General features: G+C 71.1%; 25 protein-coding genes. 7 read left to right on the top strand and 18 right to left on the bottom strand.

All coding sequences use genetic code 11. The features are described from left to right. Positions 1 to 7: 7 nt before the first annotated feature. Positions 8 to 1,039, top strand: a complete 1,032-nt coding sequence (locus C1707_RS11495) for a serine hydrolase (protein WP_101711415.1) — start codon at positions 8 to 10, stop codon at positions 1,037 to 1,039. Positions 1,040 to 1,055: 16 nt separating this feature from the next. Here C1707_RS11495 and C1707_RS11490 read toward each other — a convergent pair whose 3' ends face one another. Both C1707_RS11490 and C1707_RS11485 read right to left on the bottom strand, forming a co-directional pair. Continuing rightward, the gene (locus C1707_RS11490) at positions 1,056 to 1,376 is read right to left on the bottom strand and encodes a DMT family transporter (protein ID WP_101711416.1); all 321 of its coding nucleotides are present in this window, start codon (positions 1,374 to 1,376) and stop codon (positions 1,056 to 1,058) included. Between the two features lie 115 nt (positions 1,377 to 1,491). Then, positions 1,492 to 3,981 carry an ATP-binding protein gene (locus C1707_RS11485; protein WP_101711417.1) on the bottom strand — a complete coding sequence of 830 codons (2,490 nt, stop codon included), beginning with the start codon at positions 3,979 to 3,981 and terminating at the stop codon, positions 1,492 to 1,494. 261 nt (positions 3,982 to 4,242) lie between these two features. Between C1707_RS11485 and C1707_RS11480 the strand changes: the two genes are divergently transcribed. The 3 genes from C1707_RS11480 to C1707_RS11470 all read left to right on the top strand — a co-directional run bounded on the left by C1707_RS11480 (position 4,243) and on the right by C1707_RS11470 (position 6,848). Continuing rightward, positions 4,243 to 5,457, top strand: a complete 1,215-nt coding sequence (locus C1707_RS11480) for an NADP-dependent isocitrate dehydrogenase (RefSeq protein ID WP_101711418.1) — start codon at positions 4,243 to 4,245, stop codon at positions 5,455 to 5,457. A 120-nt stretch (positions 5,458 to 5,577) separates the two neighbouring features. Then, the gene (locus C1707_RS11475; protein ID WP_101711419.1) at positions 5,578 to 5,913 is read left to right on the top strand and encodes a DUF2322 family protein; all 336 of its coding nucleotides are present in this window, start codon (positions 5,578 to 5,580) and stop codon (positions 5,911 to 5,913) included. Between the two features lie 95 nt (positions 5,914 to 6,008). Beyond that, the gene (locus tag C1707_RS11470; protein ID WP_240633915.1) at positions 6,009 to 6,848 is read left to right on the top strand and encodes a hypothetical protein; all 840 of its coding nucleotides are present in this window, start codon (positions 6,009 to 6,011) and stop codon (positions 6,846 to 6,848) included. 1 nt (position 6,849) lies between these two features. Here C1707_RS11470 and C1707_RS11465 read toward each other — a convergent pair whose 3' ends face one another. From C1707_RS11465 to C1707_RS11450, 4 genes are all read right to left on the bottom strand, one after another. Continuing rightward, positions 6,850 to 7,620, bottom strand: coding sequence for a hypothetical protein (locus C1707_RS11465; protein ID WP_101711420.1), 771 nt, complete (start codon positions 7,618 to 7,620; stop codon positions 6,850 to 6,852). Between the two features lie 27 nt (positions 7,621 to 7,647). Further along, a complete protein-coding gene (locus C1707_RS11460) occupies positions 7,648 to 8,841 on the bottom strand; it encodes a patatin-like phospholipase family protein (RefSeq protein ID WP_101711510.1) in 1,194 nt (397 codons plus the stop codon). A 97-nt stretch (positions 8,842 to 8,938) separates the two neighbouring features. After that, positions 8,939 to 9,295 carry a PilZ domain-containing protein gene (locus C1707_RS26120; protein ID WP_164467331.1) on the bottom strand — a complete coding sequence of 119 codons (357 nt, stop codon included), beginning with the start codon at positions 9,293 to 9,295 and terminating at the stop codon, positions 8,939 to 8,941. Positions 9,296 to 9,465: 170 nt separating this feature from the next. Next, positions 9,466 to 10,881, bottom strand: coding sequence for an amino acid permease (locus tag C1707_RS11450; RefSeq protein WP_101711422.1), 1,416 nt, complete (start codon positions 10,879 to 10,881; stop codon positions 9,466 to 9,468). A gap of 183 nt (positions 10,882 to 11,064) precedes the next feature. On the opposite strand from C1707_RS11450, the gene C1707_RS11445 reads away from it, so the two are divergent. Continuing rightward, positions 11,065 to 11,637, top strand: a complete 573-nt coding sequence (locus tag C1707_RS11445) for a DUF2939 domain-containing protein (protein ID WP_101711423.1) — start codon at positions 11,065 to 11,067, stop codon at positions 11,635 to 11,637. Between the two features lie 5 nt (positions 11,638 to 11,642). Here the strand turns inward: C1707_RS11445 and C1707_RS11440 are convergent, their stop codons facing one another. Further along, positions 11,643 to 12,749 (bottom strand): serine hydrolase domain-containing protein, encoded by a 1,107-nt coding sequence (locus C1707_RS11440; protein WP_101711424.1) that lies wholly within the window; start codon positions 12,747 to 12,749, stop codon positions 11,643 to 11,645. A gap of 164 nt (positions 12,750 to 12,913) precedes the next feature. Between C1707_RS11440 and C1707_RS11435 the strand changes: the two genes are divergently transcribed. Continuing rightward, on the top strand, positions 12,914 to 14,014 hold the full coding sequence (locus C1707_RS11435) for a hypothetical protein (protein WP_101711425.1): 1,101 nt from the start codon (positions 12,914 to 12,916) through the stop codon (positions 14,012 to 14,014). On the opposite strand, the gene C1707_RS11430 is transcribed toward C1707_RS11435, so the two are convergent. Next, complete coding sequence (locus C1707_RS11430; RefSeq protein WP_101711426.1) at positions 14,011 to 14,385, bottom strand: glyoxalase superfamily protein; 375 nt, start codon at positions 14,383 to 14,385, stop codon at positions 14,011 to 14,013. The genes C1707_RS11435 and C1707_RS11430 overlap by 4 nt on opposite strands. 161 nt (positions 14,386 to 14,546) lie before the next feature. Here C1707_RS11430 and C1707_RS11425 point away from each other — a divergent pair, with 161 nt between their 5' ends. After that, positions 14,547 to 15,482 (top strand): AEC family transporter, encoded by a 936-nt coding sequence (locus tag C1707_RS11425; RefSeq protein WP_101711427.1) that lies wholly within the window; start codon positions 14,547 to 14,549, stop codon positions 15,480 to 15,482. Between the two features lie 3 nt (positions 15,483 to 15,485). On the opposite strand, the gene C1707_RS11420 is transcribed toward C1707_RS11425, so the two are convergent. The 10 genes from C1707_RS11420 to C1707_RS11375 form a co-directional block, all read right to left on the bottom strand. Then, complete coding sequence (locus tag C1707_RS11420) at positions 15,486 to 18,473, bottom strand: sensor histidine kinase (RefSeq protein ID WP_145998293.1); 2,988 nt, start codon at positions 18,471 to 18,473, stop codon at positions 15,486 to 15,488. A gap of 47 nt (positions 18,474 to 18,520) precedes the next feature. After that, a complete protein-coding gene (locus tag C1707_RS11415; RefSeq protein WP_101711429.1) occupies positions 18,521 to 19,171 on the bottom strand; it encodes a response regulator transcription factor in 651 nt (216 codons plus the stop codon). Positions 19,172 to 19,262: 91 nt separating this feature from the next. Further along, positions 19,263 to 20,081, bottom strand: a complete 819-nt coding sequence (locus C1707_RS11410; protein ID WP_101711430.1) for an alpha/beta fold hydrolase — start codon at positions 20,079 to 20,081, stop codon at positions 19,263 to 19,265. Positions 20,082 to 20,093: 12 nt separating this feature from the next. Next, positions 20,094 to 20,711, bottom strand: coding sequence for a helix-turn-helix domain-containing protein (locus C1707_RS11405; protein WP_101711431.1), 618 nt, complete (start codon positions 20,709 to 20,711; stop codon positions 20,094 to 20,096). Between the two features lie 146 nt (positions 20,712 to 20,857). Then, entirely contained in the window at positions 20,858 to 21,535 is a 678-nt protein-coding gene (locus tag C1707_RS11400; protein ID WP_101711512.1) for a YoaK family protein, read from the bottom strand. Positions 21,536 to 21,537: 2 nt separating this feature from the next. Beyond that, on the bottom strand, positions 21,538 to 22,836 hold the full coding sequence (locus tag C1707_RS11395; protein ID WP_101711432.1) for an alginate export family protein: 1,299 nt from the start codon (positions 22,834 to 22,836) through the stop codon (positions 21,538 to 21,540). Next, on the bottom strand, positions 22,833 to 23,255 hold the full coding sequence (locus C1707_RS11390; protein ID WP_101711511.1) for a DoxX family protein: 423 nt from the start codon (positions 23,253 to 23,255) through the stop codon (positions 22,833 to 22,835). Before C1707_RS11390 ends, C1707_RS11395 begins: the two co-directional genes overlap by 4 nt. Continuing rightward, on the bottom strand, positions 23,255 to 25,129 hold the full coding sequence (locus C1707_RS11385) for an amidohydrolase (RefSeq protein WP_101711433.1): 1,875 nt from the start codon (positions 25,127 to 25,129) through the stop codon (positions 23,255 to 23,257). Before C1707_RS11385 ends, C1707_RS11390 begins: the two co-directional genes overlap by 1 nt. A gap of 54 nt (positions 25,130 to 25,183) precedes the next feature. After that, positions 25,184 to 25,474 (bottom strand): XapX domain-containing protein, encoded by a 291-nt coding sequence (locus C1707_RS11380; RefSeq protein WP_240633914.1) that lies wholly within the window; start codon positions 25,472 to 25,474, stop codon positions 25,184 to 25,186. A gap of 61 nt (positions 25,475 to 25,535) precedes the next feature. Then, a complete protein-coding gene (locus C1707_RS11375; protein WP_101711434.1) occupies positions 25,536 to 26,189 on the bottom strand; it encodes a hydrolase in 654 nt (217 codons plus the stop codon). Positions 26,190 to 26,309: the final 120 nt, after the last annotated feature.

Here is a 26,309-nt window from a genome sequence, read left to right as displayed (position 1 = left end):
GAACCCGATGCACCGCCGCGCCCTGCTCGCCGCCCTCGCCGTTTCCGCCGTGCCGGCGGCCCTGTCGGCCTGTCGCGAGCCGCCGCTGGCCGGCCAGGAAGATCCCACCTTCGACCACGAGGCGATGAGCCACAAGCTGACCGCAATCGCCGAGCGCGCCCGCCCCGGCGACCTGGGCGTGGCGGTGCAGGACCTATCCACCGCCCAGCGGGCCGCCGTGGCCGGCGAGCAGCTGTTCCCGCTGGCCGGGATCTGGACGGCGGCGCTGGGCGCGGCGGTGCTGGCCGAGGTCGAGGCCAAGGCCCTGTCGCTGCGCGAGACTCTGACCATCGACGACGTCGACCTGTCGCCGCCGCCCAGCGGCGTGGCCGACGCCTGGCCGGGCCGGCGGCGCTGGACGGTGGAGGACCTGCTCAAGCGCGCCGTGGCCGGCGGCGACAACACCGCCGCCGACGTGCTGATGAAGCGGATCGGCGGCCCTGGCGCGGTCACCGCCTGGCTGGACCTGAAGAAGGTCGAGAACTTCCGCGTCGACCGCTACGCCCGCCAGCTGACGCCCGAGCAGACCGGCACGGCCTCGTTTCGGGCCGACTGGCGCGGGCAGGCCTGGCGCAAGGCGGTGCTGGCCACGCCCGAGGCGACCCGGCGCAAGGCCTGGCGGGACTATCTGGCCGATCCGCACGACACCACCACGCCCCTGGCCGCGGTGCGCTTCCTGGAAGCGCTGAACCAGGGCGAACTGAGCGGCCAGGAGGGACGCCGCCGCCTGCTCCGGATTATGGAGGCCGCCGCCGGCGATCGCCTGCGCCCCGCCCTGCCCGCCGGCGCGCGCCTGGCGGCCATCACCTCGGCCACGTCCTGGGACCTGGGCCTGACGGCGGCCGACAACACCCTGGCCATGGTCCGACTGAAGGACGGCCGCCGCTTCGCGCTGGCCATATTCCTCAAGGCCTCGCCGCTAGAGGAGAGCGACCGCGACGCCCTGGTCCTGGAGGTCATGCGGACGGTGCTGCAGGCGGCGGAGAAGGGCGGACGCTAGGCGCCCCTCCGCCCCGTCAGTGCGACGACGACAGCTTCATCAGCACCAGGCCGCTGACGATCAGCACGGCGGCGATCACCCGCGTGACGCTGAGTTGTTCGCCCAACACCGCGACGCCGACGACGAAGGCGCCGACCGCGCCGATACCGGTCCAGATGGTGTAGGCCGTGCCCAGCGGCAGCGCCTTCATCGACAGCGACAGCAAGCCAAAGCTGGCGAACATGAAGACGATGGTGGCGATGCTTGGCCACGGCTTGGTGAAGCCTTCCGAGGCCTTCATGAAGAAGGCCCAGACCACTTCCAGCAGGCCGGCGACGATGAGGAATATCCAAGCCATGACGGCGTTCCCTTGCAAGAACGCCGGGCCGTCCCGGACTTAAGCCCGCCCGGAAACGGACGGGGGAGGACGTGGCCTCGCTCGGTTTGTGGCCGGGGAGATAGCTGCTAAGGCCTCAGCCTTCAAGCCTTGAGGCGAGGTCGTGGATCGCGGCGCGATGCCGCGCCGAGGCCAGGGCCTGGACCAGCAGGCCCGGATTGAGCGGCTTGGCCACGTGCAGGTCGGCCCCGGCGGCGTGGGCGGCCGCGATATGCTCGTCCATGGCGTTGGCGGTGAGCATGATCACCAGGATCGGGTCGGCGTCGGCCGCCGCCTCGCGCGCCCTCAACTCGCGGGTGGCGGTCAGCCCGTCCATCACCGGCATCTGCATGTCCATCAGCACCGCGTCGAACGGCTGGGCCTCGAGGGCCCGCAGCGCCGCCTCGCCGTCCTCGACCATGGTCAGGTCGACGCCGAAGGGCTCCAGCACGATCTCCACGACCTTGCGGTTGCCCGGATGGTCCTCGGCCACCAGCACCCGCATGCCCTCCAGCGACACTGGCCCCTCGTCGTCGGCGTGATCGCTGGCGAGGCTTTCGGTAGAGGGCTGCAGCGGCAGTTCGACGACGAAGGTCGCCCCGCGTCCGACCACCGCCCGGGCGTCGATCGAACCGCCCATCATCTCGGCCAGGGCCGCGCAGATCGACAGCCCCAGGCCCGTGCCGCCGAACTGGCGGGTGATCGACTGGTCGGCCTGGACGAAGCGCTTGAACAGCCGCTCGCGCACGGCGTCGTCGAAGCCGACGCCGGTGTCGCTGATGCTGAAGCGGATCAGCTCGCCCACCTTCTCTACCGACAGGTCGACGCCGCCGACGCTGGTGAACTTCACCGCGTTGCCCAGCAGGTTCGACAGGATCTGGCTGATGCGGCCGGCGTCGCCGTCGTAACGGCCGGCCGCCTCCGGGGTGACCGACCACGAGAAGGCCAGCCCCTTGGCCTCGGCCGAGGCGCGATGCAGCTCGGCCATGCCGCCGACCAGGCTTTCCAGGTCGAAGGGCGCGAAGGTCAGCTGGAACTCGCCGGCCTCGATCTTGGAGACGTCAAGGATGTCGCCCAGCACCTGCTCGAGCAGTCGGCCCGACGAGGCCACCAGGGCGGCCAGCTCGCGCCGGCGGGCCGGATCGGTCTCCTCGGCGAGGCGGTCGCCGACGGCGATCACCCCGTTCAGCGGCGTGCGCAGCTCGTGGCTCATATTGGCCAGGAACACCGACTTGGCCTGGTTGGCCGTCTCCAGCTCGCGGGTGCGCTCGGCCACCCGCACCTCCAGCGAGCGCAGCAGCTCCTCGTGCACTTCCCTCTGCTTGCGCAGGGCGCGGGCCAGGGCGCCGATCTCGTCGCCGCGAGCCTCGATGCGGGCGGCCGTCTCGCCGTCGTCGGCGCGGTGCGCTTCGCCGAGGCCCCTCAGGGGCGCCACCACCTCGCGGGACATCAGCCGATAGAGCAGGAAGAGCTGGGCCAGGACGCCGATCACGCCGAACAGCAGCACCCACGAGGCCGTCTTGACCGCGTTCCAGACGATCTGGTCCGAACGGAAGGTCATCAGGAAGTACCAGTCGGGCTCCTTCATCCGGCCATAGGCCACGACCCGGTCGCCGGTGCGGTCGCGCAGCGCGCCGACGTCGCCGCCGTGCCTGCGGATCTGGGCGACCAGGTCCGACACCCGCTCGCGCGACTGCACCTTGGCCAGCTGGGCGGCGTCGACCACGCCGTCAGCCGCCAGACCCGGCGCGGCGATCAGATCGCCGTCGGACGAGACGATCATGTTCTGGCCGCCAGGCAGGGCGTCGCCGACCGCCCGCAGCAGGAAGGAGTCCAGCGACAGGCTGGTGCCCCAGGCGCCCACGTGCCGCTCGCCGATGTCGAACGGCGTCACGCAGGCCGCGTTCAGCCCCCGGCCGTTCGGGTTGGAGATCAGCTTGCGCAGCTTGGTGCACTTCATCACCCGCTGCGGATTGTTGGCCGGCAGGGTCAGCTGGCTCATCTCCTCCTGGGCGATGTCCAGGCTCGGCGGCGCCTCCTGCCTGTAGTAGAGCAGCCGGTCCCTGCGCTTGGGCCCGAACATCACCAGCCGGGTCTGCGGCGTGAAGAAGTAGAAGTTGTCGTAGTGGCCGATCTCGGTCTCGCCGGCGTTGGCGACGACCTCCATGGCCGCCACCATCAGGGCCTTGTCCTCGCGGGTCAGCTCCCTGGCCTCGGGCACGAAGCCGCCGATGCCGTAGACGTAGTGGTTGCCGGTGCGGCCGCCGTCGTAGAGGCGCGGCGCGGTGCGGCGCGTGCCGTCGCCGAACTCGGGGAACAGCAGGTCGAACTGGCCGTCGATGTCGGGCTCGATCTCGCGCAGGCGGCGCATCAGGGCCAGGCTGGCGGCGTCGTGAACCTTGACGAGGTCCGAGAACAGGCGGTCCTCGGTCTTGACCCGCTCGCCCACATACTCGGCCAGGTGCCGCATCTGGGTCTCGGCGGCGCTCTGCTGCACGAAATAGAAGGTGACGGCCGTGACCAGCCCCGTCACGGCGATCGACAGCAGGGCGGCGAAGGCCAGCAACCGGCGCGCAAGGGGCGACATCACGCCCGTATGACGCCACAAGTTGTTCAAACCCTCTCCCCACTCTCGTCCCCACGCGGGACGTCCGGCGCAGCCTCAACCCATTAGGGCGCTGCGGACTTCATGTCGCCTGCGGTGGAATGCCGCGCTCGACCGCCGGACGCCGCACCACGCAGCCTTTCCCCAGCGGCCGCAACAGTCTATAGGGCTCGCCGTCCGCGCCACGTTCCGGCCCTGTGCGCCGAGCGTCAGAGCGCGCCACCGCGAGAGGAAGACCCCGCAATGGCCAAGATCAAAGTCGCCAATCCCGTCGTCGACATGGACGGCGACGAAATGACCCGGATCATCTGGAAGCTCATCAAGGATAAGCTGATCTTCCCGTATCTGGACCTGGAACTGGACTACTACGACCTGTCGGTCGAGAACCGCGACGCCACCAACGACCAGGTGACGATCGACGCCGCCGAGGCCACCAAGAAGCACGGCGTGGCCGTGAAGTGCGCCACCATCACCCCGGACGAGCAGCGCGTCACCGAGTTCAACCTCAAGAAGATGTGGAAGTCGCCGAACGGCACGATCCGCAACATCCTGGGCGGCGTGATCTTCCGTGAGCCGATCATCTGCCAGAACGTGCCGCGCCTGGTGCCGGGCTGGACCCAGCCGATCATCGTCGGCCGTCACGCCTTCGGCGACCAATACCGCGCCACCGACTTCAAGTTCCCCGGCAAGGGCACCCTGACGATCAAGTTCGTCGGCGAAGACGGCGAGACCATCGAGCACGAAGTCTACAAGGCTCCGGGTTCGGGCGTGGCCATGGCCATGTACAACATCGACGAGTCGATCCGCGAGTTCGCCCACGCCTCGTTCGCCTACGGCCTGAACCGCAAGTACCCGGTCTACCTGTCGACCAAGAACACGATCCTCAAGGCCTATGACGGCCGCTTCAAGGACCTGTTCCAGGAAGTCTACGACGAGCACTACGCCAAACAGTTCAAGGCGCTGGGCATCCACTACGAGCACCGCCTGATCGACGACATGGTCGCCTCGGCGCTGAAGTGGTCGGGCGGCTACGTCTGGGCCTGCAAGAACTACGACGGCGACGTGCAGTCGGACATCGTGGCGCAGGGCTTCGGCTCGCTGGGCCTGATGACCTCGGTGCTGATGACGCCGGACGGCAAGACCGTGGAAGCCGAAGCCGCCCACGGCACGGTGACCCGTCACTACCGCCAGCACCAGAAGGGCGAGTCGACCTCGACCAACTCGATCGCCTCGATCTTCGCCTGGACCCGTGGCCTGGCCCACCGCGCCAAGCTCGACGACAACCAGGAACTGGCCAAGTTCGCCGCCACCCTGGAAAAGGTCTGCATCGACACCGTCGAAAGCGGCTTCATGACCAAGGACCTGGCCCTGCTGGTCGGCGACAAGCAAGGCTGGCTGACCACCGAAGGCTTCCTCGACAAGATCGACGAGAACCTGCAGAAGGCCATGGCCGCCTAAGGCGACCGACCTTCCGTCAAGGACGAAGGCCCTCCCTCCCGGGAGGGCCTTTTTCTTTGGCCCGACATCGGCGCGGGGTGCTAAAGGCCCGCCCCGCTCCGAAACTCGAGAAAGCCGGCGATGATCCAGCCCAGCGCGACCTTCAAGGACAACCTTCAGCAGCTTCCGGCCATCGACGGCGTGCAGCGCGTCGACCTGGTCGACGCCGACGCGACCGTGGTCGCCAGCATCGAGAACCAGCCGGGCAAGAAGGGCTCGGTCGCCGTCTACCAGTATCTGAAGCAGGCCTTCGGCGCGCTGGACGCCAAGGCCGCCGAGCACGGCCTGGCCGTCTTCGCCGAGCACACGGACGACGCGCGCGAAAACCCCGGCGCGCACCCCAATGTCGACCGCCTGCTGGCCATCGCCGCCGGCGGCGCGCCGCTGGCCATCGAGGTCGTACCCGTCGCCGGCTGACCTCAGGCCGCCCCGTTAGGCCCCATGGACACATCGGGGCCGCATCGGGGCGGCGCCCGCCACGATCCTGACGCGGGGAAGTGCTCACCTGCACGATGCGCCGGCGTTCCGGCGCCCGCGACGGACGCCCGATGCTACGACCGCTGCTCGACCCTCCGCAACGCCGCCGCACTTCGCGCGCGACGAAGCTGGCGGCTGGCCTGTTCAGCATCGGGGCGCATGCGGCCGTGCTGGTCGCGGTGCTGATGGCCCAGGGCGAGCCGCGCCCGCCAGAGCCCGAGCCATTCGCGGTCGACCTGGTGCAGCCCCCTCCTCCGCCGCCGCCGCCCGAACCCAAGCCGCCCGCGCCGGAGCCCAAACCCGACTCCAAGCCCGCGCGGCCGCCCTCGCCCGCCCCGCCCAAACCCGATCCCAAGCCGCCCAAGCAGACCGCCCGGCCGGCCGTGCGCCCGCCCGACGTCGAGCCCCTGCCTGCAACGCCCGCCGACACCACGATGATGGCCGCCGAACTGGGCGAGGCCGAGCTGGCCGGCGCCACGACGGTCGGCACGGGATCGGGGAACGGCTCGGGCGACGGCACCAGCTGCGACATGGTGCGCCGGCTGCAGGCGGCCCTGCGCCGAAACCCGCGCGTCCGCAGCGCCCTGGCGGCCGCCCACGGCGAGGCCGCGGCCTCGGGCAAGGCGGTGCTGATCTGGAACGGCAAGTGGCTGCAGAGCCCCAACCAGGTCGGCCGGGGCCTGGCCGGCGTGCGCGAGGCGATCATCATGGAAGTCGGCTTCGCCCCGGCCGCCTGCCGCGCCGATCCGATGCGGGGCCTGGTGGTCGTCAGCCTGGCCGACGGTCCCGGCGCCCCGCGCCTGGCGCTGGGCGACGCCTCCTGGCGCTGGTCGGACCTGCTGTTCGCGCCGGGAACGCGGCGACGCGGCGCCTGATCTAGTTGCCGCGCCGATAGCCGGGATAGTAGCGGATCTGGTCGTCCACGCAGACGCCGAACGGACGCGCGCCATCCGCGCCGTAGACCGCGTTGCGGTCAAAGTCCCAGGCGATCGCGCCGTCGGCCTCCAGCCTCGCCTGGCCGGGCGGCCCGCCGCACGCCACGGCCACCGCATCCAGCAGGGCCTGGCTGACCTTCGGCGGAAAGAACGAGCCGACGCTCATTTCCGCCGGCGTGTCGGGCAGCCCGCGCACGCCGCGCAGCACCGCGTGCGCCCGGACAAAGTCGGCCCGCGCCTCGCGGAAGGCCAGGCCCACCGTCTCGGCGTCGAGCGTCCGCACCACCGCGCAGTCCCGGCTCCAGGCGTCGAGACCGGCCTCTATCGCCGCCCAAGTCCGCTCGGGGCGCGACGCTTCAGCCGTGGAAAGCTCACGCCGCGACCAGCAGGCCGCGCGCGCTCTGGGATCCTGCAAGCGGGTCGACAGCAGGAGCGCAAGCCCGTCGCCCCGCCGTTCGAGCTCCACCGTCACGGGCAGATCGGCCGGCGACCATTCGGCGGCCGCCGCGACCAGCCGGCACCCGGCCGCCCCGGCGCCGTCGGCCACGCAGGTCTTGCCCGGCTTGGGGCCGTAGGCTCGGCTGAGGGTCAGGCGGCCCAGCGGCTCGACATTGGTGAAGCCCTCGGCGGGCGCGATCACCACGTCGGCGGCGGCCGCTCCCGCATACAGCGCGGCCAGCCCGGCCGCGAGCGCGATCCCCAAGCGCCTCATGTCCTTCCCTCCCCTGGCCGCCCGACGCTACCGCCGCGCCGGCGGCGCGTCGATGACGATCAGTCCGGTCGCCGCCGCCTTCTCGGCCTCCGCCGGCTTCCAGTCGCCCCAGGCCTTGCCCGAACGTCCCTGCTCGCGGCCCAGGTCGAACAGGCGGCGCATGGCCGCCTCGCTGAAGTCCAGGCTGTTGGCCTGCGCGTCGTCGGGCACCGCGGCCACGCGGAAGGCCAGGCCGTTACGCTGGGCGAAGGCGGCGTTGGCGGCCAGGTGCGCGCGGGTCGAGGCCTTGCTGCCGCTGTCGTAGCTGCGCTTGAGGATCGCCGTCAGCTTGCCGGCGGTGACCGCGTCGCGACGGCCCAGCTGGCCGTTGACCAGCACGAAGATCGAGCCGGCCCCGACGGCCCCGGCCGGGCGGCTCCACAGGACCAGGCTCTCGGGCACGGCCAGGAACGGCGTGTTGACCCCGCCGTCGACGTGCATCTCCTGGATGATCCGCCCGTCCTTGGCGCGGCCGGCGATCAGCACCGGCGGGAACACGCCCGGGATGCTGGCCGAAGCGGTCAGCACGTCCTTGAACAGCTTCAGCCCCTGCGGCCCGCCCTGCCTGGCGATCAGGCCCATGTCCCAGATCACCGTCTCCTCGCTGTCGAGATTGGTGGTGGCAACCAGCAGGCGCCGGCCCTTGCCGTGCTCGGCGGCGATGGCGGTCAGCATCTGCGGCGTCACCGCCCGGTCGACCAGCTTGCGCAGGGCCGAGCTGCTGTAGAGGCTGGGCGAGGCGAAGGTGGCCAGCTGCCGCCAGGCCAGGATGTCCTTGGCCCCGCCGTCGGAATAGGCGGCCGCCAGCTGCGGATCCCAGCTGGGTCCCAGGAAGGCGAACGGCGCGGCCAGGGCGCCGGTGCTGACGCCCGTGACGATGCGGAACTCGGGTCGCCGGCCGCTCAGCGTCCAACCCGTCAGCACGCCCGCGCCATAGGCGCCGTTCGCTCCGCCGCCCGACAGGGCCAGGATCGCTGTCGGCCCCTGCCCCGGCTCGCCCATGATCTGCCGTTCGAGCAGCCGCACCGGCCCGGCGTCGCTGGCGACGATGCGCGGATCGGCCGTGGGGATCACCGCTTCCGGCGCGACCCGGACCACGCCCTCGGGCGGCCGCGACAAGGTCCCGCAACCGGCCAGCAGCAAGGCCGCCGCGAGGCCGGCCGCACGAAATATCGAGTTCACGCGCTCACCTTGGCGTCCGTCGAAATCCGACAGACCCAGCAACGCGCGACTTGGCTTTGGGTTGGCTCAGCTTGCCCTTGCGGAAGCCGGAAAATTTCTAGTTCCCGCGGGTTTCCTTCGGCCACGGGCCGACCATCTCGACCACCTTGCCCGCGCCCTCGGCGCCGCCCAGCGGTTCGGTGAAGGCGCTCGAGTCGATGAACTGCAGGCCCATCTGGCCGTCGCCCTGCCAGACCATGCGGGTCAGGTGGACCATGCGCCGCGCCGGGTCGACCAGGTGCAGCACTTCGGGCGGAACCGCGAACTCGGGAGCGGCGATGCGCGCCCCGCCCTTGGCGATGTCGATCAGCCGGCAGCGCAGGGGCTCGCCGCCCACCACGAGGTAGGCTTTGCGCGAGGCGGGGTAGCGACGGTAGGCGCGCTTTTCCATTCCCTGGACTTCGATCTGGGTCATCGCGGCGATCCTAAACCCGACTCGGGTCAAACGGCCGCGCAATCGTGCGCGAGGCGTCGGCGGGGACCCTAGGGGGCGTCGCGAAGGCCGGGCAAGGCGCGAGGCCCTTCCGTCCCCAGGAAGGCGGCCCGGCGCCCGTTCTTGACCCAGAATGGGCCGCCCCGGCGTCTTCAGGCCAGCCTGGAGTGCTTTCGCGAATAGCCGAAATAGATCAGGCAGGCGGCCGCCACCCAGACGCCGAACAGGGCGAAGGTGTCCCATGGCAGGCCGATGATCAGGTAACCGCAGAAGGCCACGCTGGCGATCGGCAGCACCGGATAGAGCGGCGCCTTGTAGCCGCGCGGCAGGTCGGGGCGCGTGCGGCGCAGGATGATCACGCCCAGCGAGACGATGGCGAAGGCGATCAGCGTGCCCATGCTGGTCAGGTTGACCAGCACGTCCAGCGGCACGAAGGCGGCCAGGAAGGCGATGAAGGCCGCCACGATCACCGTGTTCCAGACCGGCGTGCGGGTGCGCGGATCGGTCTTCTGGAAAATGCGCGGCAGCAGGCCGTCGCGGCTCATGGCGAACAGGATCCGCGTCTGGCCGTACATGACGACCAGGGTGACGCTGAAGATCGAGACGATCGCGCCCAGGCACAGGATCAGCGAAGTCCAGCCCGCGCCGGTCAGGTTGCGCAGGATCACCGCCAGGCCCGCCTCCTGGCCGGCGAAGGCCGTCCAGGGCTGGGCGCCCACGGCGGCGACGGCCACCAGCACGTAGACGCCGGTGACGATCAGCAGGCTGAGCACCACGCCCAGCGGCAGGTTGCGGCGCGGGTTCTTGACCTCGTCGCCGGCGGTCGAGACCGCGTCGATGCCGATGTAGGAGAAGAAGATCGACGAGGCCGCCGCCCCGATCCCGGCCACGCCCATGGGCGCGAACGGCGCCAGGTTCTCCGAGCGGAAGCCGGTGAAGGCGATGACCACGAAGAACAGCAGCACCAGCAGCTTGGCCACCACCAGCACGGCGTTGACCGTGGTCGATTCCTTGGCCCCGCGCAGCAGCAGCACCATGCAGGCGCTGACCAGCACCACGGCCGGCAGGTTGAACACCCCGCCCGCCCCCGGCGGCCTGGCCAGGGCGTCGGGCAGGCGCCAGCCGAACAGGTCGACGAACAGCTCGTTCAGGTACTGCCCCCAGCCCACGGCGATGGCCGAGGCCGACACGGCGTACTCCAGCAGCAGGCAGGCGCCGACGATGAAGGCCACGAACTCGCCCAGCGTGGCGTAGGCGTAGGAATAGGACGAGCCCGAGACCGGGATGGTCGAGCCCAGCTCGGCGTAGCACAGGGCCGTCAGGGCCGCGGTGATCCCGGCGATGACGAACGAGACGATGACCGCAGGGCCGGCCAGCGGCACGGCCGTGGTCAGGGCCACGAAGATGCCGGTGCCGATCGTGGCGCCGACGCCCAGCATGGTCAGCTGGAACAGGCCGATCGAACGCTCCAGCTCATGCGGCAGCTCGTTGGGATTGTCGTCGCCCTCGGCCGCGATCGCCCCGACGGGCTTGCAGCGGAAGAGATCGGCGATGCGCGAGCCGGCCATGGGCGCTCCGGAAATTCCTCAGGGACGGCGAAGGCTTAGGCGCTCGCCGTGAGCGGCGACCCCATAAAGCCGCCAAGCCCCGGGGGGAAGCGGATTCCATCGATGGAACCCTTCATGAGCGAACGCCCTTGCGGTGGGGGCATGAATGCCCATTCTAGGCAGCGTTAACCGTGCGGGGGCGCAATGACTTTGCAGAAGCGGATCTGGGACCTGCTGGTCCTGGCGATCTTCATCTTCGCCGCCGCCTTCGCCACCGCGCCCTGGTTCGCCTTTCGCGCCCTGAAGGCCGCGGCCCAGTACGAGGACGTGCAGGCGCTGGGCGAACTGGTCGACTTTCCGGTGGTGCGCCGCAGCCTGACGGGCCAGCTGGACGAAGCCGCGCCCGCCGCCAAGCCCGAGGCCCCGTCGCTGTGGACCAACCCGATGGGCGTCTTCAAGCGGGCCATCGAGCCGATCGCCCCGCCCGAGCCCAAGGTCGACCGCTACCTGACCGTCCAGGGCCTGTCGGCCCTGACCCGCGGCTACGCCCCGGGCGCGGCCCCGGCGCCGACGGCTCGTCCCGAGACGGTGCTGGGCCGGATGCAGGCCGTTGTGCGCGGTCCCTACCCGACCATCGCCTACTGGGATCCCAACCGCGTACGCATCGCCGTGCGCCGCCCGGGCGACAAGTCCAAGGCCACGATCTTCACCTTCCAGCGCCGCGAGCTGTTCGTCTGGAAGCTGGTGCACATCCGCCTGCCGGCCGACGAGCGCTAGCAACCTCAGCCCATGTAGGCCGCGCGGAACTGGTGCACCAGCTTGGTGGCCGCGCCCTTCGAGGCCTCGGGTCCGGCGTTGCAGGCCGCGATGATCGCCGTCCCGCGTCCCGGGGCGATCATGATCACCTCGTGCCACATGGTGTTGGATCCCTCGTGGACCAGGAACGGACCGCGGCTCCACGGCGCGTTTCGCACCACCAGCCAGCCCAACGCGTAGATCGCGTCGCCGACGGGCGTGGTCAGATGCTTGACGCTGTCGGCGCTGAGCAGGGCGTTGTCCTTCAAGAACAGCCGCGCGAAGCGGGCGTGGTCGGCCAGGGTCATGTGCACCGTGCCGGCGGGCCCCAGGGCGGGCGGGTTGTCGGACGGGCCGGCCGGATCGACCGGCGTCAGGCCGCCGCCCGGCTTGGGCAGGTGGCCCCAGGGGGCCGGCCCCTTGGGCGCGCCGAACCCGGCGGAGGTGATCCCCAGGGGCTTGAACAGCAGGGCGTCGATCGCCTGCTCCCAGGGCGTTCCGGTGATCGTCTCGATGGCCGCGCCCACGAGGATGTAGTTGAGGTTGGCGTACTCGTACTTGCCGGGCGTGGCGGCGGGCGGCGCGGCTAGGATCTGCGACGCCAGTTCGGCGCGCTGCGCCGTGAGGGGCCGCTTGTCGGCATGGGCGCGGACCAGCCAGCCGCCCGCCATCACCGGCTTGTCGCTGATCCCCGACACGTGGCTCATCAGCCGCTCGATCGTGGTGTCGTTCCAGGCCGGGTCGAGCTTCACGCCCGGAAACAGCGACCCCAGGGTCGCTCCCCACTTGGCCTTGCCCGCCTCGACCAGCCGGGCGTAGACGGCGGCGGTCATGGCCTTGGTGTTGGAACCGATGTGCCAGGGGTCCGAACGCGTGGCCGGATCGGACGAACCCGCGCGGCGCACGCCGCTCACCACCTGCGCGACCAGATCGTCGACGCCGCTGACCAGGCCCGCCACCGCCGGCGCTCCGGTCTCGGCCAACACCGCCGCGGGATCGACCGTCGGAAGGGCCATGATCTGGCGGGCCAGCGCCGCCGACGGCGCGCCCCCGGCCACGGCGGCGAGCGTAAGCAGGCGACGACGATGCAGCATGGAAGCGACCCTCACTTGCAATGAAGCGTCACTTCAACCGCATGCCCGGGATCACCGCAACTGAAAGTTATGTAAGTAGACGCATCCCGCTCGCCCGCAGGGCGCAAGGCCTTTGCTCTGGGTTGAAATTGTCGGAGCTTGGCCGCGATCCTGGAGAATCGATCGTGCGTATCCTCGGCGTTCTGGGCTGCGTCGCCCTGCTGGTGCTGTCGGCCTGCGAGTCCAAGCCCAAGAAGCCCCTGACGGGCACGGTGTTCATGGACGAGTTCCACACCCTGTGCCCGCACGACATGCGGTCGGCCGACGAGGCGAAGAAGGCCTTCATCGCGGCGGGCGCCAAGGAAGGCCGGCCGATCATCGGCGCCTTCGTCCAGACCCATGATCCGGCGCCGAACATGCCGGCCTTCACCCGCCTGGAGCGCGGCGAGACGCAGTGGCGCTACGACAACGACTACGCCTTCCACCTAGCCACCGTCGACGAGATCGCCTTGCCGAACGGCGGCAAGGAGATCCGCTGCAAGGTGCAGGTCCCCACCGGCCAGGGCGAGTTCTTCGACTTCCTGGTGCAGTATGTCAGCGGCTCGCTGCCGGTGAACATCGCCTTCGAGGACGGCGCGCGCATGCTGCTCTACAAGGACCGGCACGCTGGCGAAGGCCTCTCAGGCTACTACGTGCTGTGGCGCGGCCTGCCGCCCGGGGTGTGGGGCGCCAAGCCGAGCCTGGCCCTGAGCTATGTCGTGCGCAGGGGGCCGCCCCTGCCCGACCCGGTCACCTTCCTGACGCCCGCGACCACCGCCGTCGCCCGGATGGACCGCTACTGCGACGATCCCGCCTATGAAGCAGTCGCCGCCAGGGTCGCCGAGGGCGGAAACGGCCGGCCCGATCCCGAGGCCGAAGGCGGCAAGTCGGCCGCGCGCCTGGGCCAGCGCCAAGCCGACACCACCTGGATCATGACCGACGCCGACGAGTGGCGGCTGCACGCCTCGCGGGTCGTCAATCCGAAGGCCACGATCGACGAATGCTCGGTGCGCATGGCCGGGCTGGAGACCGCGTCGATGATCGGCGCGCTGCTCGACGACAAGGGCCTGGTGCTGCACGCCGACAAGAGTTCGCGCACCAAGCGCACGCTGGAGTTCCGCGACGAGAAGCGCGACCGCATGATCCTCTACCAGGTCGAGACCGGACCCGACGACCCGATGAAGAGCCACGATCTGATCGTGATGGACGGCGCGCTCAGCCTGCTGAAGGGCTACGGCAGGCTCTAACCGCGCTCTTCGCAGAAGCGGATGCGGTTGGCGAAGGGATCGTGCACCTGCAGCACGTCGCCCCACGGCTGTTCGTCGACGCCGGGCCGACCGTAGCCGTAGTTCTTGCCTATCAGTTCTGCCTGGTAGGCGCGGACACCCTTCATCGGCACGTAGACGGTCGAGCCCGGCGCGGCGTCGCCGTGGTGTTCGGACAGGTGCAGCACCAGCCCTGCCCGCTCGATCCCCATGTACAGCGGCATGCCCGGCTCGAAGCGGTGCTCGAACTGCACCGAGAAGCCGAGAAAGCCGAGATAGAACTCCCGCGCCTTGGATTCGTCGAAGCTGCGCAGGATCGGGACGGCGCGGAGGAATTGGACGGGGTCGCTCATGGCCCCATCTGGCGCTCGTTTCGACCGGGCCGCAACAGGCGGGCCCGTTCGTGCGGCGCCGCTTTTGACCCCGGCGCGCGGGCGGTGCTATCCAGCGAACCGCGTCTTCCGCCGAGGCCCTCGCGCATGTTCCTTCCTTCGCCGCTCCGGGCGCCCTCGGCATGATCGCCCTGACGCTGGAGGTGCTGGCCCGCGCCCTGCCGTTCTTCCTGCTGGTCGGCGCGGGCGTGACCCTGGCGCGGCTGCGGCTGCTGGACGGCCGCATGGCCCAGGGACTGTCGGCCTACGTCTACTGGATCGGCTTCCCCGCCCTGCTGGTGCACTCGCTGTCGCGCATGGGCCGGCCGGACCACGACCTGACCCTGGGGCTCGCCGCCTACGCCGGCTGCCTGGCCGTGATCATGGCCGTGATGGTCGGCGGCGGCCTGGCCCTGCGCTGGGACCGGGGCGAGCGCGCGGGCGCGGCCATGGCCGCCGGTGTCGGCAACAGCGCCTTCCTCGGCCTGCCGGTGGCCGCCGCGGTGTTCGGCCCCGAGGTCGCCCGCGTCGGCGCCGGCATGGTCGCCATCGACTTCGTGCTGGCCACGGCCCTGGGCGTGGCCTTGCTGGGCTGGGCCGGCGGGCGCTCGGTCTGGCGCTCGACCATGCAGGCGTTCCGCAACCCGATCGTCGCGGCCGCCCTGTTCGGGACGGGCCTGGCCCTGCTGGGCCTGCAGTTGCCCGGCGTGCTCGACCGTGCGGTCGGCGCGGCCGCCGCCTCGGGCAGCCCGGTGGCGCTGGTGGCCCTGGGCGTGGTGCTGGGCCTGCCCGCCGAAGCCGACGCCGCCACGCCCCGCTGGAGCCCCGTGGCGCTCGCCGCGATCGCCAAGCTGCTGGTCCTGCCGTCGCTGGTCTGGTTCGTCGTCGGGCTGACGCCCGCTCCCGCCACCTTCCACCTGGCCGCGACCCTGCTGGCGGCGACCCCGTCGGCGGTCAATGTCTTCATCCAGACCCGCGCCTATGGCGTCTTTGTCCGCGGCGGCGCCCGCACCGTCGCCCTGACCACCGCCATCGCCTGCATTACCCTGTCGGCCGTGGCGGTGTGGCTGAAGGCCTGACGCCTAGGCCCCGCCCCTCTTTCGCCCCAGCCGCGCGAACCAGGGCTGGGTCGGATAGGCGATGGAGCCGGCGACGCTGAGGGCGATGGTCGTGCCCTTGCCCGAGGCGCTCTCGATGGCCAGTTGGGCGCCCATCTTGCCGGCCCGCTCGTGCATGCCGATCAGGCCGTAATGGCCCTCGCGGCTGGCCCAGGCCATGCGGTTGGCCCCGATGCCCACCCCGTCGTCGCGGATAGTCACCTGCAGCTGCCGCACCCCGTACGACACCTTGACCAGCACCTGGCTGGCCTTGGCGTGGCGAGCGGCGTTGAACAGGGCCTCGCCGGCGATGCGGACGATCTCCTCCTGCACCAGCGGCTGCACCGGACGCGGCGCGCCCTCCGAGACCAGCTCGACCTTCACCCCCGTCTCGAACGGCTGCTCGGCCATCAGTTCGCGCAGCACGATGTCGAGCCGCCGCACCTCCGCCCCGCGCAGGTCGCGCACCCGGTCGCGGCCCTCGACCAGCATCTGGTCGGCGCGGTCCAGCGCCTGGTTGATCACGTCCCTGGCCGGCAGGTCGTCGGGGATCTGGTAGGCCACCGACTGGAACCGCATGATCAGGCCCTGCACGCTCTGCAGCAGGGTGTCGTGCAGCTCGCGGGCGATGCGCTCGCGCTCGGCGGCGCGCTGCTCCAGCCGGTCCTTGATCTGGGCCGACACTCGCCGCAGCCGCAGCGCGTAGACGCCCCACAGCGCCAGGGCCACGGCCAGTACGCAGGCGGCGCGGAACCACCAGGTCTCGACCAGGGTCGGCGGGATCTCGACGGTGAGGGTCGCCCCCTGCTCGTTCCAGACGCCGTCGCTGTTGGCCGCCTTGACGCGGAACGTGAAGGTCCCCGGATGCAGGTTGTCGTAGATGACCTCGCGCCGGTCGCCGGCGTCGATCCAGTCCTTGTCGAAGCCCTCCAGCCGATACTGGAAGCGCACGCGGTCGGGCGCGGGAAAGCTCAGCGCCGTGTAGTGGATGCGCAGGCCGCGCGTGCCGGCCGGCAGGCGCAGGGCGGTCGGATCGCGGAAGTGCCGGTCGCCCACCATCACCGCGCGCACCGCCACCGGCGGCGGCAGGGTGTTGACGGTCAGCCGGGCGGGATCGACGACGACGACGTTGCGGCGGGTGAGGATCCAGATCCGGCCGTCGCCGCCGGCGGCGATCTGCCGGCCCGGCGACTTCTGGACGAAGCTGTTGAGGCCGTCGCGGAAGTCGAACACCCGGCGCGGCAGCGGCGCGCCCGGCCGGTCCAGGGCATGGTCGAGGTCGGCCGAGCGCATCCGCACCACGCCCGCGTCGCCAATCGTCCAGGTGTCGCCGGCCGGGGTCTGGACCAGGCCGTTGACCGAGGCCAGCCACGGATAGCGCTCGGCGTCGAGGCTGGCGGTCGCTCCGCCGCGCAGCCGCGCGAAACCCTGGCCGCCGCTGAGATAGAGCGCCTCGCGGCCGGGCAGCAGCCCCTCGATCTCGCCGATCGGGAAGCGGGCCTTGTGGATCGGCTCGAACGGCGCGGCCCCTTGCAGCGTCGGGGCGTTGCGGAACAGCACGGCGGCGCGGCCGTCGGCCTGCGGCGCGGCGTTCGAGGCGATGCCCCCGCCGCCCGGCCAGCGGTTCCAGGCCCCGCCCTCGCGCCAGTAGAGGCCCTTGTCGAGGGCGGCCATCCACAGGCGTCCGTTCTTGTCCTCGGCGCAGCCGTAGGCGCTGGCCTCGGCCGGCTTGGCGAAGGTCTCGACCTTGTCGCCGCGCACCCGCAGCACGGTGTCGCGCAGCGTCACCCAGACGGCGTCGCCAGCGCTCGCGCACAGCGAGCCGGCCGACCACGCGGTCTTCAGGACCGGCTTGGGCGAGCGGCCCGGCGCGATGGCGTAGAGGGTATGGGCGTCGGCGACCCACACCGTTCCGTCGGCCGTGGAGGTCATGCGATAGCCGCGCGCGGAGTTGGGCGGAATGGCCTGCTCGACCGTCACCGCGGCCGGCCGCATCATGTCCAGGCCCAGCTCGGTGCCGAACCAGACATTGCCCTCGCGGTCCTCGAAAACGGCGTGGGTCTGGTCCGAGGTCAGGCCGTGCACGGCCTTGTAGGACTGGATGCGCAGGGTCCCGGCGTCGGCCCGGCGGGCCGCCACGCCGGGCGCCGCGATGTGGACGACGCCGTCGGTCCAGGTCGCGCCCCACAGGTCGCCCTTGCGGTCGAACAGGATCCGCGAGGCGCCCACCTCGTCGCGGCGGGGATAGGCCCTGGTCAGGGACGAGGCCGCCGGGGTCTCGCCGCGCAGCAGGCGGGTGCTGGCGGTGTCGGACAGCCAGAGCCGCCCCAGGGCGTCCTCGGCAAGGCTGGCCCGGCGCGCGACCTTGGCGCCGGTCGGCGAAAACCGCGTCTCGCCCGGCGCACGGCGCAGCACGGTGTCGGTCAGCACCAGCCATTGCACGCCGTCGCGGTCGAAGAAGACCTGCCAGATCTCCTGCTCGGGAAGGCCCGCCTCAGGTCCGAACTCCCGCCAGCGACCGTCATGCCAGCGGGCCAGGGTGGCGCGCTTGCGGCCGCCCCGGGCGACCCAGATCCCGCCCTCGCGGTCCTCGGCCAGGCTGGTGACCTCGCGCGAGGGATCGGGCATTCGGGCGTCGATCAGCCGGCCGTCGCGATAGACCACGACGCCGCCGCCGCGGCCCAGGCCCGCCCACAGCGCTCCCGAGCGCGCGCCCAGCACCTGCGAGACGTTCAGCCGCCCGGGCTTGGGGCCGTCGCGCTGGATGGGCTCGAAGGCGACGCCGTCGAAGCGGAACAGACCATCGACGCTGCCGATCCACAGATAGCCGTCCCTGGACTGGCCGATGGTGTTGACCCGGCTGGGCGCCCCGCCCTCGATCGACCAGCTGACGCGCTTGTACTCGGCCAGGGGCTCGAGCGTCGGCGCGGCCACGGCCGTTCCAGCCAGGGCCCAGTTCAAGCCCAAGGTCACGGCGAGCGCCGCGCTCGCCAGTCCGCCTCGAAGCCCCCCCGCCCGGCTCAAAGGTCGATGATGCCGCGCTTGGCGGCGACGGTCACCGCGTGGGTCCGGTCGTTCACATAGAGCTTGGCGAAGATGCTCTTGATGTTCGACTTGATGGTGTCTTCCGACAGGTTCAGCTCGCGGGCGATGTGCTTGTTGGAATTGCCGTTGGCGATCAGCTGCAGGACGGTGATCTCGCGCGCGTTCAGCGACTCGTCGATGGCGTGGATGGCGATGCGCTCGGCGACCTCCGCCTGCAGGTGGCGGCGGCCAGCGTGGACGCCCCGGATGGCGTCCAGCAGGTCGCGGCGCAGGCTGCTCTTCAGCAGATACCCCGCCGCCCCGGCCCGCAGGGCGTGCAGGGCCTGGGCGTCGCCGGTGAAGGTGGTCAGCACGATGATCCGCGCCTCGGGGTGCGAGCGGCGGATGGTCTCGATGGCCACCACGCCGTTGCCGGGCATCTGCAGGTCCATCAGCGTGATGTCGGGGCGCAGCCGCTCCCAGCCGGCGATCGCCTCGTCGCCGGTGGCCGCCTCGCCCACCACCACCATGTCGGACTGGGTCTCGAGCACCGCGATCACCCCCTCGCGCAGCATGGGGTGGTCGTCGGCGATAAGCACGCGGATACGGTCGTCGCCAGGCGCGCCGCCGGCGGGATGCTCGTTCATTCGGCGACGTCCGGGAACCGGTCCTTGCACATGGGACTCGTACAGTTGGCGGGTTTGGCGAAACACGACCATACACGAAAGCGGCGCACGATTACCCTTTCGGGGCTTGACCCGGAAGGGCCGCGCGCGTCGCCGGCGAGGCTGCCCTGCCGTTGGCCAGGGCCCAGTCCAGCGCGAAGTCGGCGACGTCCTCCCAGCCCGGCTCGTTGCACAGCCAGTGGGAGCGGCCGGAAAAGCACTGCAGGTCGGTGCGAGAAGCCGCACGACGCTGATGGCGGGCGGCGGCGGCGACCATGGCCGGCGGCGCCATCCGGTCCTCGTCGCCGGCGATCAGCAGCAGCGGCGGACGGCGGCGGGCCGCCCTGGCCGCGCCGCCGCCCGGCCCCAGCAGGGCCTGGCGCAACACCCGGGCCGGCGCGGGAACCACGTGCTCGGCATAGGCCAGCCGGCGCTGATCTTCGGGCAGGGTGTGGGCGAACAGATCGGCGAAGCCTTCCGGCGACAGCGGCGCGGCGCCGTTCCAGCGCGCCAGCAGCCGCCGCAGCGCCCAGGCCGCGCGGGGCCGGGCCAGAAGGCCCAGAGGCGGCGTCGAGGCGATGGCCACCCCGCAGGCGCCGCAGCCGCCGTCGAGCAGGCGCTGCACGACCAGACCGCCCAGCCCGTGACCGATCAGGATCGGCGGCTCGACCATGGCCACGGCGTGCGCGGCGTGGGCCTCGACCACCGCCTCGAGGGTCAGCCTGCCCAGGGCCCGGGGCGACAGGCCGCGCACGCCCTCGACCGGCGCGTCCATCAGCGGCCAGGCCGGCGCGACCACCGTCATTCCCTGGGCCTCGTATCGGGCCTTGAAACGGTCCCAGGCGCGTGGCGTCAGCCAGGCGCCGTGGATAAGCATGACGGCGGCGGTCACTCGTCTCTCCGATCAGCCGGCCGCGGCCGCCGGCCAGTCGGCCTCGGTCTGCGCCACCTCGGCCGCCCCGCCGCGCAGGCGGCGCCAGACGCTGGGCGACATGCCTTCGAAGCGGCGGAACATCCGGCAGAAGTGGGCCTGGTCCGACAGGCCGCAGGCCAGGGCAATCGCCGCCAGGGAGTCGCCGCCGTCCAGCATCATGGTCTTGGAGCGGGCGATGCGGCGGCGGTTCACATAGGCCTTGGGCGCGTCGCCGAAGCTGATGCGGAAGGCGCGCGAGAAGTGGCTGGGGCTGAGACGGGCGGCGGCGGCCATCTCGGCGCTGGAGATCCGGCCGGCCAGCCGCGCCTCGACCAGGGCCTTGATCCGCAGCACCTGCCAGGGGGCCAGCCCCCCGCGCTGCATGGCCGGCGCGGCGAAGGCCTTGGGCTCGGACGCCGGCGCGTCGATCTGCGGCAGCAGGCGGACGGCCACCGCGATGCAGCGCTCGGCGTCGGCCGGATCGGTGGCCAGCGCATGCCGCGCCTGCATCAGCAGAAGGCGGATCTGGTCGCGGGCGGGTTCTGGGACGGGCTCTCGGGACTCTAGGGCCGGTACGGGAACGCGGCTCGACACGGTCTGGACTTGCATCGTCGCTCTCTTCGGCTGGTCTTTCGGCGCGCCGACGCGGTGGACGGCGTGTAGCCAAACTCGACCAACCAGACCCCCGCCGCCATTCCCGCCCGGGTGAACCTTCCCTACCCAGGCGGGTGAAGCTGACGGCTCTTTTGGGAGCGCTACCCGCGCTGACTGCGGGCCTCGGCCGAAAACAGCGACAGGAAGGCCAGCACGGCCGACAGCGAGAACGCCCACTGTCCGCCGAACGCGAAGGCCAGAGCGCCCAGGCCGCAGCCCGCCGCGAACAGGCCCACGGCCGCCGACAGCTTCCTGATCCGTGCCACCGAGGCCGCGCGGTCGGGTCCGCCGCCCCGGATCAGCTCGGCGACGTCGAGCATGATCTGGGTGGTCGAGCCGGTCATCAGCGTGGTCGGTGGGGCGGTCGGGATGTGAACCCGGTGGGCGGCGTTCTGGATGGCCATGGCGCAGACGAACAGCACAGCCACCAGGATCAGCTGCCAGCTGTCGCCCTTGGCGAACGGCGACAGCACGACGGCCGCGACCGAGCCGGCGACAAGCAGCACGGTCTTGACCGCCAGCATGATGCGCAAGGTCGGCAGGTTGGCAGCGGCCAGCTTGAAGGTCACCAGCCGGCTGATCACCACTGCGGCGCAGAACACCGGAAGCACCAGGAGCTTGGCGATCGCCCCGTCCACGCCGTGGATGATCGTCGCGCCGAAGGTGACGAAGTTGCCGGTCACGTGGGCCACGAACACGCCCTGCAGCGCCAGGAAGCCGACCGTGTCGAGATAGCCGCCGTTGAAGCTCATCAGCTGGGAAAGGCTCGGGAATCTCATGGTCACCATCCGTACTTGAGCTCGACGCCGAGATAGTCGCTGTCGTCCCGGCCAGAGGCGCGCAAGGCGCTTCCGGCTTCGTAGTGGACGGCCTCGATGGTCCCGGTCAGGCTCGGGTTGAAAGCATAGTCGGCCCGCAGGTGGGCGTAGGCCCCGGTCCAGCGCCCGCCGCGCCCGGCCGTGCCGGACAGGGGGACGAAGGGCTGGGCGTAGATTGCGTCGGTCGTCTCGCGCCGCCACTGGCCCGCCAGGGCGGCGGTCACCGAAAGACCCTTGGCGGGCGTCAAGGTCACCGACGGCTTGACGTGCACGAGGTTGGCGTAGCCGGTGTAGGCCGCGCGGGTGAAGTAGGCGGCGTTGGGATAGAGCGGGTCGAACGTCCCCACCCGCCCGTCGCCGGACTGCTTGTCGCCGCTGGCCGTGTCGACCTGGAAGCCCAGGCGCGGCTTCCAGGCCAGGGCCTTCATCGTCCAGCCGATCCGGCCGCCGGCCGCCCAGGCGCGCGCCGGACTCGCGCCCACCTCGCCGCGCTGGACCATGGCCTCCAGGTCCCAGTCCAGCGCCCCGGCCGCGCCGAGATAGCGCAGGTCGTAGGCCTGGCGGTCCTCCTCGCCGGCCGCGTCGACATAGCGGGCGGTCGAGCGGGCGAAGCGGGCGGCGTAGACCGAGACCGCGCCGCCGGGCGCGCGGCGCTCGACCCGCACCAGGTCGAGCCGGACATTGCCGCTGGAGGTGTCGTCGAACGCCTCGCTATCGCGGTACTGCACCGGCTGGCTGACGAAGCCGGCCAGCTTCCAGTCGCCGCGCGACCAGTCGGCCCACACCGCGTCGAACGACTGGCGCACGCCGGGGCCGTCGCGGGCCGACAGGAAGCGCTGCTGGTCGATCGGGAAGTCCTGGCGACCGACCCTCACGGTCCCCTTCCCGCCCCAGACCTGCGTCTCGTAGGCGACGAAGGCCAGGCGCAGGTCCAGGCGGTTCTGGTCGGCCGGACCGATGTCGCGGCGGCCGAAGGCGCGCACGTCCTCCAGCTGGACGAAACCCTGCCATCCGTTCCGGCGGGCGTCGGCGTGGACCTGCAGGCGTTGCGACAGGCTGGTGTCGGAGGGCTCGCCGCCGAAGCTGGCCGCGTCGCCGGTCTCGATCCGCTCGCGCAGCGTCAGGCCCACGGTCAGCGAGGTGTCGGGCCGCTCTTCCTGCCAGCGGTTGACCTTGATCGCGGGGCGCTCGGCCGCCACGGCCGAGCCGGTCGCCAGGACCGGGGCCGCGAGGACGAGCGCCGCGGCCGCCAGCGTCCTCATGACCGCCTCCGCGCGTCGAGATCGTGCCAGGCGACCAGCACGAAGCCGCCGACCAGGCCCAGGTGCTCGAAGAAGCTGTTGGTCGCGCCGAAGCGCTCGGGCGGGGCCATCTCCCAGAAGCGGTTGGCCATGAAGGTCGCGCCCAGGGTGAAGGCCGCCAGGGCCAGCGCCCCCAGCCAGCGCAGCCGGCCGGTGATGATCATCAGCGAGGCGACGATCTCCAGAGCGATGACCAGCACCGCGAAGGGCGCGGCGGGCGACAGGCCGAAATGAGTCATCTCGGCCACGGCCCCGGGGAAGTCCAAGGCCTTGGTCAGCCCGCCCTGGATGTAGGCGGCGCAGAGGCCCAGCAGGGCGATCCAGCGCACCGCCGGCGCGAGGAATGCCCCGCGCAGGCGGTTGTCGAGGGCGGCGCTCATCAGACCGCCCAGCACGCGCAGCCCAGCGCGCCCCAGAACGACTTCAGGTCGGCGATCGGCAGGCTCTTGGTCCAGGCGGTGGCGTGGTCGTGACCGTGGACGCCGCAGCCGCTGGCGCAGCCGCACGAGGCCGCCGCCTGGCGACGCAGGGCCTTGTCGGTCTCCGGCTCGGCCCAGGCCGCGTAGCCGCCGAAGGTGCGCACTGGCGACCAGTCGGGCATGGCCGGCGGCACCTCGTTCTCGTCCAGCTTGGCGAAGTCGCCGGCCCCGTAGACGATCTTGCCGCCGACCATGGTCAGGTCCGAGGTCATGTCGGCGATCTCGTCCTCGGGCACGCCGAAGAAATCGCGGTCGGGCACGATCAGGTCGGCCAGCTGCCCCTCGACGATGCGGCCCTTCTTGCCCTCTTCGTTCGAGAACCAGGTGACGTTCTCGGTCCACATGCGCAGGGCGCTCTCGCGGTCCAGGCAGTTGCGCTGCGAATAGAGGCGCGTGCCGCCGACGGTCTTGCCGGTGATCATCCAGGCCAGCGAGACCCACGGATTGTACGAGGCCACGCGCGTCGCGTCGGTGCCGGCCGAGACCTTCAGACCCTTCTCCAGCATCTTGGCGATCGGCGGCGTCGCCTCGGCGGCGGCCGCGCCGTAGCGCTCGAGGAAGTATTCGCCCTGATAGGCCATGCGGTGCTGCACGGCGACGCCCCCGCCCAGGGCGGCGATGCGGTCGATCGACTTCTCCGAGATCGTCTCGGCGTGGTCGAAGAACCAGTTCAGGCCTTCCAGCGGAACGTCCTTGTTGACCTTCTCGAAGACGTCCAGCGCCCGGTCGATGGTCTCGTCATAGGTGGCGTGCATCCGCCAGGGCCAGCGGTTCTGGGCCAGGATAGTGACCACCTCCTCCAGCTCGCCCTCCATCTGCGGCGGCATGTCGGGACGCGGCTGGCGGAAGTCCTCGAAGTCGGCGGCCGAGAACACCAGCATCTCGCCGGCGCCGTTGTGGCGGAAGTAGTCGTCGCCCTGCTTGTACTTCGACGTCTTCGTCCAGTTCAGGAAGTCGTCCTTCTCGCCCTTGGGCTTCTGGGTGAAGAGGTTGTAGGCGAGGCGAATGGTCAGCTGGTTCTCGTCGGCCAGCTTCTGGATCACCTCGTAGTCGTCCGGGTAGTTCTGGAAGCCGCCGCCGGCGTCGATCGCCCCGGTCACGCCCAGGCGGTTCAGTTCGCGCATGAAGTGGCGGGTCGAGTTGACCTGGTAGTCGAACGGCAGCTTGGGGCCCTTGGCCAGGGTGGCGTAGAGGATCTGGGCGTTGGGCTTGGCCAGCAGCAGGCCCGTGGGATTGCCGGCAGCGTCTCGCAGGATCTGGCCGCCGGGCGGTTCGGGCGTATCGCGGTCGTACCCGATGACGCGCAGGGCCGCGGCGTTCAGCAGCGCGCGGTCGTAGAGGTGCAGGATGAACACCGGCGTGTCGGGCGCGACGGCGTTCAGTTCCTCGAGGGTCGGCAGGCGCTTTTCGACGAACTGATGCTCGGTGAAGCCGCCCACCACCCGCACCCACTGCGGCGGCGGGGTGATGGCCACCTGGCGCTTGAGCATGTTCATGGCGTCGGCCAGCGAGCGCACGCCGTCCCAGCGCAGCTCCATGTTGAAGTTCAAGCCGCCTCGGATGATGTGCAGGTGGTTGTCGATCAGGCCCGGCAGCGCGCGGCGGCCCTTCAGGTCGACGACCTTGGTGGCCGGCCCGGCCAGGGCCATGACGTCGGTCTCGGTCCCGACGGCGGAAAAGCGCCCGCCGGTCACGGCCACGGCTTCGGCGTTCGGATTGCTGCGGTCCAGGGTGGTGAAGCGGCCGTTGCGCAGGATCAGGTCGGGCGAGGTCATGGGCGGAACTCCGGGGTAAACTTTGGGGGACCAGCGAACTGGCGGGACGCGTCTTCAGGCCTTGGGCGGCGCCGGCGGCTCGTTCTGGGCCAGCTCGCTCGGCTTCTGGCCGCAGGGCAGCGGGCCGAACATGTGCGGCCCGACCTGATGCTTCAGCCACGAGACGGCGGCCGGCTTTCGGGCCATCCAGCCCTTGACCAGCGGCGGGATCTGCTCGCCGACGAGGATGCCGAACAGGCCGACCAGCGCCACCACCGGCGGGGCGGGCGAGCGCACCTGCAGCAGGCCGTAGAACACGCCGACCGCCAGGCCGGCGGCGAGCGACAGGATGTAGATCTTCATCATGGGGACGCCTTGCTCGGGCGCGTCGCGCCGACCCGTCCGCGGGCCGGCGCGGGCGATCCGGTTAGCCTTCGTGGGCGTTGAACATCGACTTGGCGTAGATGATGCCGAGGCCGTAGGCGCCGCCGTGCGTCTTGGCGATGCCGGTGGTCATGTCATAGGTCTCGGTGCGGGCCCAGTCGCGCTGCATCTCCAGCAGGTACTGCAGGGCGGTGATCGGGCGGGCGCCGGCCTGGATCATGCGCTCGACGGCGCGTTCGTGGGCCTCGGCCGAGACGTCGCCGCAGGCGTCGGTGACCACGTAGACTTCGTAGCCCTGGGCCAGGGCCGACAGCGCCGGGCCGACGATGCAGACGCTGGTCCACAGGCCGGCCAGCACGATGCGGTCCTTGCCGATCCTGTTGATCTCCTCGATCACCGGGGCGTCTTCCCAGGTGTTCATCGAGGTGCGGTCCAGCAGGGTCTTGCCCGGGAACGGCGCGGTGACTTCGTCGAACATCGGGCCCGAGAAGCTCTTTTCGGCGACCGTGGTCAGGATGGTCGAGACGCCGAAGCCGGCGGCCGCCCGGGCCACCAGGCCGGCGTTGTTGCGCAGGGTGATCGCGTCGATCGAGTGGGTCGCGAAGGCCATCTGCGACTGGAAATCGATCATGATCAGGGTGTGATCGGTCGGCGTCAGCAGCTGGGCGCCGGGGGTCGGGGTGGCCTTGATCGGCATCGACTTTGTCCTTGGATGCGGAGTGGAAGAAGTCCGCGGAATGTGTCGGCGGCGACAAAAACAGTCTTGTTCAGTCCCCCTGCGATTTGGCCGGGCCGGCCATCGGGACGCCGGCGAGGA

Source organism: Caulobacter flavus (genome assembly GCF_003722335.1).
In the GTDB taxonomy this organism is placed as follows: domain Bacteria; phylum Pseudomonadota; class Alphaproteobacteria; order Caulobacterales; family Caulobacteraceae; genus Caulobacter; species Caulobacter flavus.
This window is presented reverse-complemented; position numbering and strand designations above follow the sequence as displayed.

Excerpts from the sequence above, each read along its gene's own strand:
- C1707_RS11380 (WP_240633914.1), bottom strand. The coding sequence starts at position 25,474 with ATGATGAAGATCTACATCCTGTCGCTCGCCGCCGGCCTGGCGGTCGGC.
- C1707_RS11375 (WP_101711434.1), bottom strand. The coding sequence starts at position 26,189 with ATGCCGATCAAGGCCACCCCGACCCCCGGCGCCCAGCTGCTGACGCCG.
- C1707_RS11425 (WP_101711427.1), top strand. The coding sequence starts at position 14,547 with ATGATCGCCCTGACGCTGGAGGTGCTGGCCCGCGCCCTGCCGTTCTTC.
- C1707_RS11400 (WP_101711512.1), bottom strand. The coding sequence starts at position 21,535 with ATGAGATTCCCGAGCCTTTCCCAGCTGATGAGCTTCAACGGCGGCTAT.
- C1707_RS11490 (WP_101711416.1), bottom strand. The coding sequence starts at position 1,376 with ATGGCTTGGATATTCCTCATCGTCGCCGGCCTGCTGGAAGTGGTCTGG.
- C1707_RS11415 (WP_101711429.1), bottom strand. The coding sequence starts at position 19,171 with ATGAACGAGCATCCCGCCGGCGGCGCGCCTGGCGACGACCGTATCCGC.
- C1707_RS11470 (WP_240633915.1), top strand. The coding sequence starts at position 6,009 with ATGCGCCGGCGTTCCGGCGCCCGCGACGGACGCCCGATGCTACGACCG.
- C1707_RS11485 (WP_101711417.1), bottom strand. The coding sequence starts at position 3,981 with ATGTCGCCCCTTGCGCGCCGGTTGCTGGCCTTCGCCGCCCTGCTGTCG.
- C1707_RS11385 (WP_101711433.1), bottom strand. The coding sequence starts at position 25,129 with ATGACCTCGCCCGACCTGATCCTGCGCAACGGCCGCTTCACCACCCTG.
- C1707_RS11495 (WP_101711415.1), top strand. The coding sequence starts at position 8 with ATGCACCGCCGCGCCCTGCTCGCCGCCCTCGCCGTTTCCGCCGTGCCG.
- C1707_RS26120 (WP_164467331.1), bottom strand. The coding sequence starts at position 9,295 with ATGACCCAGATCGAAGTCCAGGGAATGGAAAAGCGCGCCTACCGTCGC.
- C1707_RS11430 (WP_101711426.1), bottom strand. The coding sequence starts at position 14,385 with ATGAGCGACCCCGTCCAATTCCTCCGCGCCGTCCCGATCCTGCGCAGC.
- C1707_RS11465 (WP_101711420.1), bottom strand. The coding sequence starts at position 7,620 with ATGAGGCGCTTGGGGATCGCGCTCGCGGCCGGGCTGGCCGCGCTGTAT.
- C1707_RS11480 (WP_101711418.1), top strand. The coding sequence starts at position 4,243 with ATGGCCAAGATCAAAGTCGCCAATCCCGTCGTCGACATGGACGGCGAC.
- C1707_RS11475 (WP_101711419.1), top strand. The coding sequence starts at position 5,578 with ATGATCCAGCCCAGCGCGACCTTCAAGGACAACCTTCAGCAGCTTCCG.
- C1707_RS11390 (WP_101711511.1), bottom strand. The coding sequence starts at position 23,255 with ATGAGCGCCGCCCTCGACAACCGCCTGCGCGGGGCATTCCTCGCGCCG.
- C1707_RS11450 (WP_101711422.1), bottom strand. The coding sequence starts at position 10,881 with ATGGCCGGCTCGCGCATCGCCGATCTCTTCCGCTGCAAGCCCGTCGGG.
- C1707_RS11440 (WP_101711424.1), bottom strand. The coding sequence starts at position 12,749 with ATGCTGCATCGTCGTCGCCTGCTTACGCTCGCCGCCGTGGCCGGGGGC.
- C1707_RS11445 (WP_101711423.1), top strand. The coding sequence starts at position 11,065 with ATGACTTTGCAGAAGCGGATCTGGGACCTGCTGGTCCTGGCGATCTTC.
- C1707_RS11395 (WP_101711432.1), bottom strand. The coding sequence starts at position 22,836 with ATGAGGACGCTGGCGGCCGCGGCGCTCGTCCTCGCGGCCCCGGTCCTG.
- C1707_RS11405 (WP_101711431.1), bottom strand. The coding sequence starts at position 20,711 with ATGCAAGTCCAGACCGTGTCGAGCCGCGTTCCCGTACCGGCCCTAGAG.